General features: G+C 31.8%; 10 protein-coding genes and 1 pseudogene. 4 read left to right on the forward strand and 7 right to left on the reverse strand.

Translation table 11 applies throughout. The features are described 5' to 3' along the window. Positions 1–190 precede the first annotated feature (190 nt). The 5 genes and pseudogenes from GTZ96_RS04960 to rpsA all read right to left on the reverse strand — a co-directional run. Positions 191–472: pseudogene (locus GTZ96_RS04960) on the reverse strand (fasciclin domain-containing protein); the annotation flags it as partial. Positions 473–482: 10 nt separating this feature from the next. Next, positions 483–2,606, reverse strand: coding sequence for an OmpA family protein (locus tag GTZ96_RS04965; RefSeq protein WP_161641724.1), 2,124 nt, complete (start codon positions 2,604–2,606; stop codon positions 483–485). 10 nt (positions 2,607–2,616) lie between these two features. Next, the gene (locus GTZ96_RS04970; RefSeq protein ID WP_161641485.1) at positions 2,617–3,552 is read right to left on the reverse strand and encodes a PorP/SprF family type IX secretion system membrane protein; all 936 of its coding nucleotides are present in this window, start codon (positions 3,550–3,552) and stop codon (positions 2,617–2,619) included. Between the two features lie 31 nt (positions 3,553–3,583). Then, on the reverse strand, positions 3,584–6,226 hold the full coding sequence (locus GTZ96_RS04975) for a gliding motility-associated C-terminal domain-containing protein (RefSeq protein ID WP_161641486.1): 2,643 nt from the start codon (positions 6,224–6,226) through the stop codon (positions 3,584–3,586). Positions 6,227–6,781: 555 nt separating this feature from the next. Further along, positions 6,782–8,560: a 30S ribosomal protein S1 gene (rpsA, locus tag GTZ96_RS04980; protein ID WP_161641488.1), complete on the reverse strand. Its 1,779-nt coding sequence runs from the start codon at positions 8,558–8,560 to the stop codon at positions 6,782–6,784. A 501-nt stretch (positions 8,561–9,061) separates the two neighbouring features. On the opposite strand from rpsA, the gene GTZ96_RS04985 reads away from it, so the two are divergent. From GTZ96_RS04985 to GTZ96_RS04995, 3 genes are all read left to right on the forward strand, one after another. Beyond that, positions 9,062–10,183, forward strand: a complete 1,122-nt coding sequence (locus tag GTZ96_RS04985; protein WP_161641490.1) for a pentapeptide repeat-containing protein — start codon at positions 9,062–9,064, stop codon at positions 10,181–10,183. A 99-nt stretch (positions 10,184–10,282) separates the two neighbouring features. Then, entirely contained in the window at positions 10,283–10,762 is a 480-nt protein-coding gene (locus tag GTZ96_RS04990) for a hypothetical protein (RefSeq protein WP_161641491.1), read from the forward strand. Between the two features lie 259 nt (positions 10,763–11,021). Next, positions 11,022–11,459, forward strand: coding sequence for an Hsp20/alpha crystallin family protein (locus GTZ96_RS04995; protein ID WP_161641493.1), 438 nt, complete (start codon positions 11,022–11,024; stop codon positions 11,457–11,459). 59 nt (positions 11,460–11,518) lie between these two features. Here the strand turns inward: GTZ96_RS04995 and cmk are convergent, their stop codons facing one another. Then, on the reverse strand, positions 11,519–12,205 hold the full coding sequence (cmk, locus tag GTZ96_RS05000) for a (d)CMP kinase (protein WP_161641495.1): 687 nt from the start codon (positions 12,203–12,205) through the stop codon (positions 11,519–11,521). Positions 12,206–12,520: 315 nt separating this feature from the next. Further along, positions 12,521–14,779, reverse strand: coding sequence for a M1 family metallopeptidase (locus GTZ96_RS05005; RefSeq protein WP_161641497.1), 2,259 nt, complete (start codon positions 14,777–14,779; stop codon positions 12,521–12,523). A gap of 157 nt (positions 14,780–14,936) precedes the next feature. On the opposite strand from GTZ96_RS05005, the gene GTZ96_RS05010 reads away from it, so the two are divergent. Continuing rightward, positions 14,937–15,791: an aldose 1-epimerase family protein gene (locus GTZ96_RS05010; protein ID WP_161641499.1), complete on the forward strand. Its 855-nt coding sequence runs from the start codon at positions 14,937–14,939 to the stop codon at positions 15,789–15,791. Positions 15,792–15,856: the final 65 nt, after the last annotated feature.

The raw sequence follows: 15,856 nt of genomic DNA on the forward strand, positions 1-15,856 counted from the left end.
ATCTATTTTTCAACCTAAAAAAATCCATGAAGAACCTCGAAAAATCAAAATGACCAAGATTGAAAAATCAAAATCGGTCATTTTTTTATTTTTTACTCAAAAGTTAACTTACTTCTGAATGTGCCTAAAAAAACCCATTCGCCGCGGCGAATGGGTTTTTCGTTATTAACAATTTAAACTTAACAAACAACTATGATTTTGGCAATAAAATGGTATAACTTCATGGATTACTCCATTAGACTGGTTCACATCAGCAATTGATTGATCCGTTTTCATCAGTGATGTATAGTTTTTGTCCTTTCATCCACGCGGTCAAAGCACCACCACTTACCGTTTTCAAAGTAGCTTTCCCTATTCCTGCTTTAATAGCTTTTGCAATATCAGAAGCATTCATTTTTCCTGCAACCACATGATAGGTCAAAATGGTTTGCAAAGTTTTTAAATTCTCTGGTTTTAATAGCGTTTCAACCGTTTTATTATTGTTATAAATTCTTAATCACAAACTCACTTCTTCTGTTTAATTCTTGTTGTTCTTCGCTACAAGATTCACTTGGCTCACATTTTATAATTTGAACAGTCTCACCATAACCTTTAGCAAAAATTCGTTTCGCTGGAATTCCCTGACTAATAAAATACTCTCTGGTAGAAGTGGCTCTTTTAGAAGAAAGATCTAAGTTGTATTTTGCATTTCCACGATTATCCGTATGTGAACCTATTTCAACCACCATATCAGGATATTTTTTCATCAATTCAATTACTCTATTCAAAATCGGTTTTGATTCTTTTCGAATGTACCATAAATCATAATCAAAGTAAATAGGATCGGTTTTAATAATTAATCTTTCTTTGTCTTTTACAATATCTTTTTCAGCCGCAACAATAGTGGCAATTTTTTCTTTTTTCTTGATTTCAGCCTCTACGATAGCTTTTTTAGCCACTGTTTCTTTTTCAACTTTCGCTTTTTCAGCAATAATTGCAGCTTCTTTTTTCTTTAGCTCTAGTGCCGCTAATGCTTCTTTTTTCTTTTGTTGCTCAATAGCTAATTCTTCTTTTTTAATGGCTTTCATCGATTTTAAAGACAAAGAAGCGTCATTTATTTTCTTTCTGTCCTTAAACAATTTCAAGAACTTTGAAGCTGTGGTATAATCTCCTTTCGAAGCATGAACAGTATAACTTTTTTCGCAATCTACCGAAAAACTAAAACGCCCATCAGTAGTAGTTAAAGTAGTTTCTATTTCCTTTTTATTGGCATCTTGCAAGCTTACTTTTGCCTTTTCCAAAGGAAGCTTAGAATCAACATCAGTAATCACACCTGAAATATACTGCATGCAATTTTCGACCACCAAAGGCTGAATTTCGCTGATTTCATAAATATCATCTCCTCCTTTTCCTCCTTTTCTATTCGAAGCAAAATACCCCTGATGACTATCTGAATCCATTACAAATGAAAAATCGTCATATCCTGAGTTAACTGGTAAACCAATGTTTAATGGAGTCGTAAACTCATTATTCTTAATTTCTGAAACAAAAACATCTAAAAAGCCATAACCTGCATGACCATTCGAAGAAAAATACAATTTGTTGTCTTTGGAAACAAAAGGAAATTGCTCTTTTTTATCGGTATTAATCGTTGGACCAAGGTTTTTGGGCGTACCATAATCAGAACCTAAAATAGCCACACTATAAATATCAAAAGAACCTAATGAACCCGGCATATCCGAAGCGAAATACAATGTTTTCTCATCATTACTCAATGCAGGATGTTCCACTGAATAGTTATCGCTATTGAACGGCAAAGCGGTTACATTTCTCCATTTTCCATCAATTAATTCGGCTTTAAAAATTTGAAGCATCGAAACCTTATTTTCATTTTTAGCTCTTATACCATCTTTAGAATTATTGCGTGTAAAATACACTGTCTTTCCGTTTTTAGTAAAAACAGCATTAGACTCATGCAATGGAGTATTTAATTCGATAGAGAATTTCTTAATCGAATCGATTTTAGGATTTTTAAGCGTAACCGACATTAAGTCCAGATAGCTTTCGTTGTTCCATTTGTACACTTTTTCAAAAGTATGAGGCTTTCTTAATACTGCTGAAAAAACCAATTTTTCTCCGTATGGCATGGCTCCAAATTCAGAATTTGGCGTATTAATTACCATATTTTTTATATCGAAACGATTCCCTAAAGCCGAGATATTTTCTAAAACCAGATTATCTTTATCAAGCTTTTCTATGGCTTTTTGATTATTTGAAGTTAAAAAGTAATCACGCATTACTTTATTCGACTCTTCATAATTTCCAGATGCTTTTAAGGTTTGCGAATATTTAAAATAATAATCCGCAGTTGCAGCTTCTGGAAATTTCGAAATCAAAAAACGATACTGTCTTTGTGCATTTGCATAATCATTGGTGTAATAATAACTATCAGCCAGATTTTTCACTACTTCAAAAGAGCGATTTTGATTTAAAATCGTTTCGTAAAGAGGAATTGCTTCGCTGTAATAGGTTCTTTCAAACAAGCGTTTTGCCCTTTGTAAATCCTGTGTTTGCGCTTGTGTAAATTGTATGCTGAGTACAATTAAAATGAGGTATATTCTTTTCATTGCTATCATATTAAAAGAATCTTGGTGATTTATCATATCCTTTGCCCAGTAAATCTAAATTAAACAACATAAAAACTTCATGTGTTCCTGAGTTGAACTGTCCTAAATTAGAAGTCGTATAATCGTAAGCATAACCTACTCTAATACTAGGCGAAACTGCAACACTCATTAAAGCACTTACTGCATCATCAAATCGGTAAGAAGCCCCCAATTCGAATTTTTCATTAAACAGGACATTGGCCGAAAGGTCTAATGAAACAGCCGAACCTTTAACAATTTTAGTCATAAAAGCTGGCTTTAACTTAAAGGAATCCGACAAGTTAAAAACATATCCTCCTGTAAAAAACACATGAATTTCCTCAGACCCAAAAGCATTAATTCCTGAACGCTCTTCGATATGTTTGGACGAAAATAAATTAGGCGCTGACAATCCTAGATAATAATTATCGGTAAAATAATAGGCTCCTACTCCAATGTTTGGAAAAATATTATTTACATTTTCAGAAAATGCCATATCGGTAGAAGAATCGCCACTTTCAAATTTAAAACCATTAAAATTCGTTTTAAACGAAGTAAATCCTGCCTTTAATCCCAAAGACAATTTTGCGGTACTACTCATGTTTAGGACATAGGCAAAATCAGCGTAGAAATTATCTTCTTTTTTAGCACCATCACCGATATCATCTGAAATCATCGAAAGCCCCATTTCTACCTTTTTATTCAAAGGAATATGTCCAAAAAAGTTAAATGTTTTAGGCGCTCCTTCTAATCCAGCCCACTGAGAACGGTATAAAACGCCCAGATCTAACATAGCCTGAGTACCCGTTGCATAAGCCGGATTGACAACATTCATGTTGTACATATAATGTGTATATTCAGGATCTTGCTGTGCTGAGACTTTTATTATCAATAATAAAAAACTGATACTTAATATTATTTTTTTCATTCGAAATTTAGTTTAATGTAATGAAAATCTACTATCGATTTAGGTATAGTCTTCCTTGAACTGGTTTTCTACTTCCTTTATTTAAATGAAGTACATAAAAGTAAACTCCGTTTGGCGCTATACCATCAATTCCTATTTTATAATCCGAATTTTTACCATCCCATTCTGGTTTATCGCGGTTTCCTCTAAAAAGTAAATTCCCGTAGCGATCGTAAATTTCTAAAATAAAATCAGCATAGATAAATTCAATTTTTGGAATTCTAAACGTATCATTCTTAGTGTCCCCATTTGGTGAAAATCCGTCAGGAATAAAAAAGTCAGGAGTAACATCACAATTAGAAAGTGAAACTGTAACTTCTAAAGCATTCGAATAACAATTAGTTGAACTTGAATAATCATATCCGTAATAAGTCATTCCTTCTTTCAAAAGTACATTGGCTACCAATTGATTGCCGTTTTGAAGAGCATCAAACCAAACTAAGGCATCATCCGCAGTTGTTTTATTACTTAAATCTTGAATTTTAGGTTGGTCTAATCCACAAAATTTTTGTCCATCAGTAGCCAATATTGGTGTGTCTAATTCGTTAATCGTTACCCCAATTACTGTTCGTCCCGATTCGCATCCTGTCGTCGAATTCACTTCTTTTACATAATAATTCCCCGTAACTAAAACTGTGGAAGCACTTAAAGCTGTAGTACTTGAAACCGAATCAAACCATTGGTATTGCGAACCACTAGGCGTTAAATTAGCTATTGTTTTCAAATCATTTTTACAAAAACTAAAATTATTAGTTGTTGGATTAACAGGAATACTATTTACCAAAAATGATTTTGTTTTATTCAAAGCCAGAGCAGCACAACCATTCGAATTATCCAATATAGAATTCAATGTGAATACTGTATTTCCAGTATTTGTAAATGCTGAAGCAGGAATTGTAAAACTGGCATTCCCTGCATTGACTACAAGGGTACTATTTTGATTCGAAAGAATATTTGCACCAGATAATGTATAATCTAAAGTAATATTAGTCAAAGTTCCCAATCCGGAAAGCTGAACAGTAGCACTTTGATTCAAACAGATGTTATTAATATTTAAAACAACAGCAGAAACATTTGGTAAAGGTTTAACCGTAAATACTTTTGACAAAGTCGAAGTATTTGTACAGCCAGTCGTTAAATTGGTGATATTAGTAATACTGAATGTTGTATTTACTCCAACATTCGGAATCAAATTAGCTGGTATTGCAAAAAGTGTCACGCCATTAGTGACCGTAATATCCAATTGTTGGTTTGTAGCCGAATTATCCCCTGATAAATTATAGTTTATTCTATAAGTTCCATTTGTTAAATTCGTACTTCCTGAAATTTCCACTTGGGCAGCCAATCCTTTACATATTGGATCTATTTTTACTGTAGCAGTATTAATTTTTGGCAAAGGAGAAATGGTTAAAACATCTAAAATTGTGCCTAGAATGTTAGTACAAGCTCCACGACTGGCTTTATTAATAATATTTGTAATTGTAAAAGTATAGTTTCCTACAGCCTGTAAATAAATAGGATTAACATTAAAAGTAAAAGTACCGTTTACAAAATTACCGTTAACGGTTATGTTATTTGTAGTAGTTCCATTAGAAATTCTGTAACTAACATCATAACTCCCATTAGGAATCGCTTGTGGTCCTTTTCTTAAGACTGCTGTATAAGTTGCAGTAGCTATTTCATTTTCACAAATATCGGAATTCACAACTAGAGTACTTCCGGTAAAATTCAATGGTTCTTCAATAATAACCTGAACTGTAGTTTGAGAATTGGTACAAATTGGATTAGGAGATAAAACAGTATACATAAAATTATAGGTTCCTGCCCCAAAAGTATTATAAATATTTTCTACGTCAATTCTATTATCACCAGTACTGGTTATCTGATTTGTTCCAGATAAATCACTCCAGCGTCCTCCTGTGTCTTCATTTGATAATCTATCGGTCAAATTTAGATTTTTATAGGCAGCCAAATTATCGGTACTACAAAGAATTAAATTTGTAGGTGTTCCTGATACAGGTTTTCTAAAAACAGTTATCGAAACTGTAGATGATTGTGCTGGACAAGTAGCTAAAGCTGGAATGGTATAAGTATACGAATAATTCCCTTCTGCTAATGCTTTTGGATTAACTGTATTGCCTGATAAAGCAACACCATTGCTATCTCTCCATGTTCCATTTTGTTGGGGAGCAACTTTTGTTCCATCAAAAATTGAAAACAAATTGAACAATTCAATATCGCTACAAGTAGAAACATTAGGACTTGGCACCCCTGTGTAAGGACCAATATTAACGGTTATTGTTGCTGTATTATTTGTACATACTGAAGGGTCCAGAACATAAGTATAGGTATAAACGCCACTGTTCTTTATATTTTGTGCATCTAATATCCCATTAAAAACACTTTCTTCCAGTGGTTTTGAGTTATCAACCCAAACTCCTCCTGCGGTTGGACTTCCACCCAAAAGGCTAAAAAGATTAATATTTTTATTGGCTGGATTTTGAATATCACAAATTGTTATAGTAGTACCAACACCAGCACACTGAGAATAACTGTTTGATGATAAAAAGAATAGAAAAAGAATTGAGCATTTTATAAAGTTGTCTTTTATAAAAGAGAGTAGTTTTATCATCATACTGTACTTTTTAAATTAGATTTTGGGGGTAAGCTAATGCTAATGTAAGAAATAATGCATCAAGAATATCAAAAAAACAGATTGAATTGTATAAAAAAACCTCACATTGCTGTGAGGTTTTCTATATTCAAAAAAATATAAGAAATTATTTTTCTTCAAATTTTGCTCACAAATCATTATCCTTTTAAAATCAAATTGATATGTATGCCAAAAGACATTAATAAAAACTTTCCAGGTGTAATTAGTTTTCTAATGCTAAGGGCATCCTTTTTATTTTTGTTCCCTGAGCCTGCCGAAGGGAACAATATAAAAGATATAGCAAACTTCAAATTAGTCTAAAAAACACAGAATAGACTATACATAAACAAACTCTAGCCCTGACCTGTCTGCCGACAGGCTGATGGAAGCGACATCCTTTTTATTTTATTCCCTGAGCTTGTCGAAGGGAACAAAATAAAAGATATAGCGAACAGCAGGAAGAAGCTCCAAAAATAACAGCACCAAAAAAAAAGCCTCACATTACTGTGAGGCTTTCGTATTTAAAGAATCAGAAAATTATTTTTTCTCAGATTTTTCCATTTTAGCTTTCAATGCAGCTAATACATCATTGTTATCTCCTAAAGTTGCAGCTGGTGCGTTTGTAGTAGATGCAGATGAAGTATTTTCAGTAGCAGCTTTCACATTTTTCTCTTCTTCTTCACGGAAGATAGCGGTGTGAGATGCAACAACTCTTTTGAATTCTTTGTTGAATTCGATTACTTTGAAATCAGCAGATTCACCTTTTTTCAATTTCTTTCCGTCTTCTTTTTCAAGGTGACGAGTAGGAATGAAAGCAACGATATCATCTCCAAATTCTACAGTAGCTCCTTTGTCAACGATTTCAGAAATTTCACCATTGTGGATAGTTCCTACAGCGAAAGAATCTTCGTATTGATCCCAAGGATTAGCAGTAGTTTGTTTGTGACCTAAAGATAATTTACGTCCGTCAACATCTAATTCTAATACAACTACGTCTAATTTCTCACCAACATTTACAAATTCAGATGGGTGTTTGATTTTCTTAGTCCAAGATAAGTCAGAGATGTAGATTAATCCATCAATTCCTTCTTCTAATTCTACGAAAATACCAAAGTTTGTAAAGTTTCTAACGATACCTGAATGTTTAGAACCTACAGGGTATTTAGAAGTAATATCAGTCCATGGATCTTGAGATAATTGTTTGATACCTAATGACATCTTACGATCGTCTCTATCTAAAGTCAAGATAACTGCTTCAACAACATCACCTACTTTTACGAAATCCTGAGCAGAACGTAAATGAGTAGACCATGACATTTCAGAAACGTGGATTAAACCTTCAACACCTTCAGCAACTTCGATAAATGCACCGTAATCAGCGATTACAACTACTTTACCAGAAACTTTATCACCAATAGTTAAGTTAGCATCTAATGCATCCCATGGGTGAGCGTTTAATTGTTTCAATCCTAATTGAATTCTTGTTTTCTCATCATCAAAATCAAGGATTACAACGTTCAATTTTTGGTCTAATTCAAGAACTTCAGATGGGTGGTTGATTCTTGACCAAGAAAGGTCAGTAATGTGGATTAATCCGTCAACACCACCTAAGTCAATAAATACACCGTAAGAAGTAATGTTTTTAACAACACCTTCTAATACTTGTCCTTTTTGTAATTGACCGATGATTTCTTTTTTCTGTACTTCAATATCAGCTTCGATAAGAGCTTTGTGAGATACAACAACATTTTTGAATTCGTGGTTAATTTTTACCACTTTGAATTCCATAGTTTTATTTACATAAACATCGTAGTCTCTAATTGGCTTAACATCAATTTGAGATCCTGGTAAGAACGCTTCAATTCCGAAAACGTCAACGATCATACCACCTTTAGTTCTGCATTTAACGAAACCATTAACGATTTCTCCAGTTTCATTAGCTGCAATAACTCTATCCCAAGATTTAATAGTACGTGCTTTACGGTGAGATAATACTAATTGACCTGTTTTATCCTCACGGATGTCAATTAATACTTCAACCTTGTCACCTACTTTTAAAGCTGGGTTGTAACGGAATTCATTTAATGAAATAACACCTTCAGATTTAGCATTGATATCAACGATAACGTCTCTATCAGTAATTCTAACTACAACTCCTTCAACTACTTCTTCTTGATCTGTAGAAATGAAAGTTTTTGATACTAATTCTTCGAATTCTAGTAAGTTTTTTTCATCTACTGCATCAATACCTTCTTCAAAGTTGTGCCAGTTAAAATTTGCTAAAAACTCTTCTTGTGATTTAATTTGTTCAGACATGCTGATAAAAAATTTGTATTCTGCATTCTCTCGAGTTTCTTAATGTGATAGAAAACAACAGAAGTTGTTTGTATAATTAGTTGATACCTAAAGGAAACTCTTATTCACCAAAAGGACTGCAAAATTAATTCTTTTTTATGTAACTGCAAAACAAATACCACTGATAATCACCACTAAACCCAAACTCAAGCTCTTTTATACGCTTTTTCCCTTTTTTAGGAGCACAATAAATTGGTTTTCAAAGTACTTCCCTCCTGCTGTCCGTTCTATCTCTTCATCTCGTTCCAAAAAACGAGATTCGAGGATATCGGCTCGATCAGGGCTATTTAGGGCGTTTTGTTTTCAAAACTACTTTTGTAAAGATATTTTGATATATTTGAGAAATAATAATGTAATACTCAGTAGCGACTATACATCCTATTTTGGGTAGATTATCGCTACTTCATAGCGAGTATATACGAGTCAAGCACAAGTTATACCCAAAACACTAAATATCAATATGTGAAAGAAATAAATACTTTAGAAGAATTCAAGAATAACATAAAAAACAGACACGATGGTTTCACTAATGTACAATTAAACAATTGCGTAATTAATGTTGAAGTAATAATTGATTATCCTTTAGGTGTTATATTAGTTGATAATTGCATTTTTAATAAGCCATTAAAAATTAATCAACATATTGGTGAAAATGCAAATTTTAGTAATTGTAAATTTAAATCTGATGTAAGCTTCAGCAATTGCAAGTTTATTAAAAAAGTAAGATTTTATTCGTCACATTTTGAAAAAAAAGTTGAATTCAGAAATACAGTTTTCAATGATTTAGCAGATTTTTGGGGTGTTATTTTTTTTCAGAAGACTATTTTTTATAAAACGGACTTTCTTAAAACAACTGTTTTTTCAACAACTGTATTTAAAGAAAATGTATTATTTACATATTCTTTAATAGAAAAATTAATAATTTTCAGAGGTACAAAGTTTAACAAAGGATTAGATTTATCAGTTGCTATTATTAGTGGAACCATTAGTCCTTTTGATATTACAATAGCAAATTTTAAATGTAATCCTGACACACAAGACGAAGGACTTTATGAAGATTATGTTTCAAGTGAAGGTATTATTGTCGAAAAAAACAAGCGCGAAACATTCAGAATTTTAAAAAAGCATTTTATCGACCAAAGTAATTCTATAGATTATTTGAAATATTCAACTTTTGAACAAGAAACATATTATCATCAATTAAAGAAAAAAGTATTTCGTAAGAATCCTGAAAAGGATTCAATTCAAAATTTTATAATCCTCATTTTAAATTATATTTCAAACAATCACGGAAAATCATATTTAAGAGCAATTTTATTCACTTTTTCAATTGGACTTATTTTTTTCTATTTTTCTCTTATAGCAACAGAAAACTATTATTTTAGTCTTCAGAATATGACAAAAGAAGCATTTTTTGAAAGTATAAAATATTACTTTAATTTTATGACTCCCACTCACAAAATAGAATACTTAGAAAATGAAAAGCCAAAAACCTTTTTTTATATATGGGATTTTTTTGGTAGAGCATTTGTTTCATATGGTATCTTTCAAACAATACAGGCGTTTAGAAAATTCAAAAAATAACCCCGATAGCGCGGAAATGCTTTCCGTGCCCGCAACAGTGAGCAAATAAGCACAATCCCTTTGCAATTGGAATAATGAATCAACAATAAAATTTAAATTATGAAACATAAACTTCTCTTATTACTCTGGTGTTTTTCGTTATTAGTTTCCTGCAGTAATGACAATGCAGACGAGCCTTTAACAGATATTCCGCAATCGATTCAAATGAAAATAAATGGAAAATATAAAATATTTCAAGATCCTATAGTAATTGAAACAGTCTTTAATCAAGGACAACCTGATGAATATTCGAATTTGATAATTAAAACTTGGAAAGAAAATGAATACCCTGTAGAAAAATTTTATTTTGCCGCTGTTAAACGAAAAGATGGAAAAACAACTGTTCATCATTCGTGGTATATTGATTCTGAAGATAATGAGTATATCTATTATCCAAGCAGTGATGTTAATTTTAAAATTGAAATACTTCCCAACAGTGAAGCTAGAATATTAAAAGGCACTTTTTCAGGAACTATTTATGAAAATGGCGGTCCAAATGAACTTCTTTTTACCAATGGTCTTTTTAATATACAATACTAAAGCAACTTCATAGTGCCAGATAGCGCGGATTTGTAACCCATTAGCTAGGAAATACCTTCCGTGCCTACAACAGTGAGTAATACCTACTAATTCAACAATTTACAAACTGAAAAAATGACATTTCTTTCTTAAAAATTATCAAAATTTTCAGAAACAAAAAACTCCTAAAACCAAAACAACTAACTTATTGTCAGTTTATTGCAAATGGTATTTTCTTTGTATATTATTTGAAAAATGTTTAACTTAAAAATTAATTATTATGACAGTTGTTAGATATCAAAACCAATTACCTAGTCTATTTGACAGATTTTTTAATAATGATTTTGAAGGTTGGAATAGAGACAATTTTTCAATGACCAACACTACTTTACCTACTTTGAATATCAAAGAAAACAAAGATTCCTTTCTTGTTGAAGTGGCTGCACCAGGCTTTGAAAAATCAGATTTCAAAATTGAACTGAATAATGATTTATTAACTATTTCTTCAGAAAAAAAACTAAACAATGAGCTCAAAGATGGGGAAAGAATAACCAAACAAGAATTCAGTTACCAGTCTTTTAGCCGCTCTTTCTCTCTTCCTGAACTAGTGGATGATGAAAAAATTTCAGCCAAATATGAAAATGGAATTTTATCTATCACAATCCCTAAAAAAGAAGAAGCAAAACCAAAAACGCCAAAACTAATCAGCATAAAATAAGCTGTTAACTAAAAAAAATGAGTTAGATAAACGCTAACTCATTTTTTTACTTTTCATCATCAAGATTCTTGTCGAACTAAGTCTAAAACCAAATCAAATTGTTCCTCTCGACTTAGATTAGAATTATCAATTTCTATAGCATCCTCAGCCCTTACTAATGGCGAACTACTTCTGTGCGTATCGATATAATCACGCTCTTCTACATTTTTAAAGACTTCTTCAAAAGTAACAGCGTCTCCTTTTTGAATTAATTCGTCATAACGTCTTTGAGCACGTGTTTGAGGACTTGCCGTCATGAATATTTTAAGTTCGGCATCAGGAAAAACAACCGTTCCAATATCTCTTCCATCCATTACAACGCCTTTGTTTTTGCCCATTTCCTGTTGTTGTTCTACTAATTTAGTTCGAACTTCAGGGATTTCGGCTACTTTACTCACAAAATTAGAAACTTCAATGGTGCGAATTTGCTTTTCAATATTTTCATCATTCAAATACATTTCAGCAAAACCTAAATCGGTATTAAATTGAAATTGAAGGCGAATACTTGGCAAACAATTTATTAAAGATTCTTTATCAAAAAAATCAGAATTAATATATCCATGTTCCATCGAAAAAAAAGCAATGGCACGATACATAGCTCCTGTATCAACATAAGCATAACCTAATTCTTTAGCCAATTGTTTAGCCAAAGTACTTTTTCCTGTAGAAGAAAATCCATCAATTGCAATTGTAATCTTTTTATCCAAAATGAAGTTATTGAAAAATTAGTAATCAAATAAAAAACAATGACACCAATTATTATACTTTAGTTCAATTGTTTATAGTGTAATGCCGTTATATATTTCATTTTGTTCAATTTTTATTGGACTAATTTGAAATAATAAACGGTATAAAAGTACATTTTTTTAAGCTTAGCAAACAAAAATTTTGTAGATATAATCCCATTTAGAATTATAAACAATCTATTTTTTTAGCTCCCTCTCTTTTGGAGAGGGTTAGGGTGAAGAAAAAAAACGGCTATTGAAATCCAATAGCCGTTTGATACTCAAATATTCTTGTAATTATTTCTGTTTTGTAAAAGGAATTGTTCTTGAATCTCCAATAATCAAATCAAATCCTGTTTTGTCTTCGTTATATTTGATTTTCACACCAGCACGTTTAGATTCAAATTCATCCTTTCCAACAGTATCTACTGTGAATTCAGGATAATCGGTGATTTCTACATTCAACAAAGTGTGTTTTTCTGATACAACAATTTTAATTGGTACTCTTGGGTTAGAAAATGTACCTAAATAAGCATCATAAACCACGTCTTTTTCAACCTTGCCTTTTTCTGCAGTCCATACATTATTAGCTTCATTACTATCTGGGAATACATGATCAGGATCAAGAGTAATACTTTCTATTTCTTCAGTTGAATTGTGTTTGAAAGTCCATGCTACATTTTTTTGCCAAACTTCAACGGGTAATTTTACACGATCTACTTTTCCGCTTTTCGTTTTAACATCTATCACCACTGGCATTGGCAATTTTTCAAAATTTTCAATGCTTATAAAAACACCTTTTTTAGGATCGTTTTTTACATATTTTATCGAATTCACACCTTGATCAAAACGCCAATTGTTTTGAAACCAACCTCTCCAAAACCAACTCAAATCCTCGCCTCCTACATTTTCCATTGTTCTAAAAAAGTCATCTGGAGTAGGATGTTTGAAAGCCCAACGCTTAATATAAGTTCTGAAAGCCAAATCGAAACGTTCTTCTCCAAGAACTTGCTCTCTTAAAATCACTAATCCGGAACTTGGTTTAGAATAACACAAATCTCCAATATTAGCTTCTTTCATATTATCTGGCGAAGTCAAAACTGGTTCTAATTCAGGATCAGTATAAGAAGCACCACTTTCGTGCATATCGTCTTTTTCTTCTTTAAACTCTCCATTATTAAAATCAATATCACTTAACGAATTAAGAAAAGTATTAAAACCTTCATCCATCCAGGCAAACAAACGTTCGTTAGAACCTACAATCATTGGAAACCAATTGTGCCCAAACTCATGGTCTGTAACTCCCCAAAGTCTTTTCCCTTTGGATTTCCAACTACAAAAAACAATCCCGGGATATTCCATCCCCCCTTCATTACCAGCTACATTTGTCGCTACCGGATACGTATATTCAAACCATCTTTTAGAATAATTTTCTATCGAATGTTTCACAAATTCCGTCGAACGCCCCCAGGCTTCATTCCCTGCACTTTCTTCTGGATACGCTGACAAAGCCAATGATTTTTTCCCACTTGGTAAATTAATTCGAGCTCCATCTAAAATAAAAGCTGGCGAAGAAGCCCAAGACACATCACGAGAACTATTTAATTTATAATGCCAGGTTTTAGTAGCAGAAGTTGTCAAATTCTTAGCTTTCAACACATCGTCAAGCGAATGAATCACAACCGTTTTTTCACTTTCCTTTGCTTCATAAAAGCGTTTTAAATTTTCTGAATCATATACTTCTTTCGGATTAACTAACTCTCCTGAACAAACCACAATATGATTAGCAGGAGCTGTAATAGCAATATCAAAATCGCCATATTCTAAATAAAACTCTGAAGCACCTAAATAAGGATTTGTATTCCAACCTCTAATATCATCATACACACACATTCTAGGATACCATTGCGCAATAGTAAAAATTTTACCGTTTTTAGTTTCTAAAACGCCCGTTCTATCCGAACCTTCATTAGGAGAAATATATGAAAACTCGATTTTAAACTCTACTTTACCTCCTTTTGATTTCAACTCTTCAGGAAGAAAAATTTGCATGCGAGTATCAGTAATAAGATACTTGGCTTCAACATCATTAACTTTCTTATTATCAATTTTAATTATTTTAACTGATTTAATTTTATGACCTCCATCAAAAATTTGCCCTTGTCCTCCACTTCTACTTCCCGTAACAGGAACTATTGCTTCTCCTCTGGAATCTGCTTTGAATAAATTTTGTTCCAAATTCAACCACAAAAAAGACATGACATCCGTACTATTATTGGTATAAGTAATAACATCGGTACCAATTATTTCATTGGTCTTCTCATTTAAAGTGGCTGTCAATTTATAATCGGCGCGATTTTGCCAATATTCTGCTCCTGGTTGACCACTTGCAGAACGTGTTGCAGTACCATTTTTAGAATAAAAAAATGGTGCAAAAGCATCATGATAATTATAGTTAGAAGTAGTTTTTACAACTGAAGTTTCTTGAGCCTGCAAAGATAAAGCTCCAAAGAATATTGCTATTTGAAAAATAGCTCCAGATCGAATGTTTTTCATGTTTTTCCAATTTAAAACAAATTAATAAAAAAAAACAGACATTACTTTAATTAAATTTGAGCTTTAATTAAATTTTAAGATTTTACATTCGTAATTACTAAATAAAATTTATTAAATATATTTACAATATTAAATTTATCTAAAAACAACTACAATTTTGACAACTACAATTTCCAACGCATATATTACCGCAAAAATTAATCCTAAAGGAGCCGAATTATTTTCTCTAAAAAGTAATAATTCTGACCAAGAATACATCTGGGAAGGGAATCCAGCCTTTTGGGGAAAACATTCACCTATTTTGTTTCCCATTGTAGGAACACTTAAAAAGAATACTTATAAAGTAAATAATTCTGAATATCAATTATCCAGACATGGCTTTGCCAGAGATATGACTTTTGAATTGATAGATAAAAAGGAAGATAGTGCTACTTTTTCAATTCAATCATCAGCTGAAACTTTAAAAGTATATCCTTTCGAATTTGAATTACAAATACATTATTCATTAGAAGACAAAAAACTCAACATTGCATACAAAGTAATTAATAAAAATCAATCAAAATTACCTTTCTCCATTGGTGCTCATCCAGCTTTTGCTTTAGATGGAAGTTTTGAAGACTATCAACTTGAATTCGAAAAAGAAGAAGCCTTAGTTTACAACCTTTTGGAGAATGATTTAATTTCGAATAAAACGCAAATTTTAGAAACAAAAGACAACTTAGTCAAACTAAACTATAAATTATTTGAAAATGACGCTTTGATTTTTAAAAACTTACAATCAAGAAGCTTAACTATTCTAAAAAAACAAAATCCTTTTCTAAAAGTTGATTTTCAAGGATTTCCCCATTTAGGAATTTGGACTAAAAAAGACGCTCCTTTTATTTGTATTGAACCTTGGTACGGTTATTCAGATACTGATGAATCTACAGGAAATATTTTCGAAAAAGAAGGAATCCAAATAATCGAAGCAAATGAAGTTTTTAATTCAAAATTTACGATAGAAACAATTTAAAGCTTTCCGAATTATCAGTTTTTTACTTTTAAAATTAACATAATTATAATAAATAGAGCAGCAAC

It is taken from the genome of Flavobacterium undicola, from assembly GCF_009909155.2.
Lineage (GTDB): Bacteria > Bacteroidota > Bacteroidia > Flavobacteriales > Flavobacteriaceae > Flavobacterium > Flavobacterium undicola.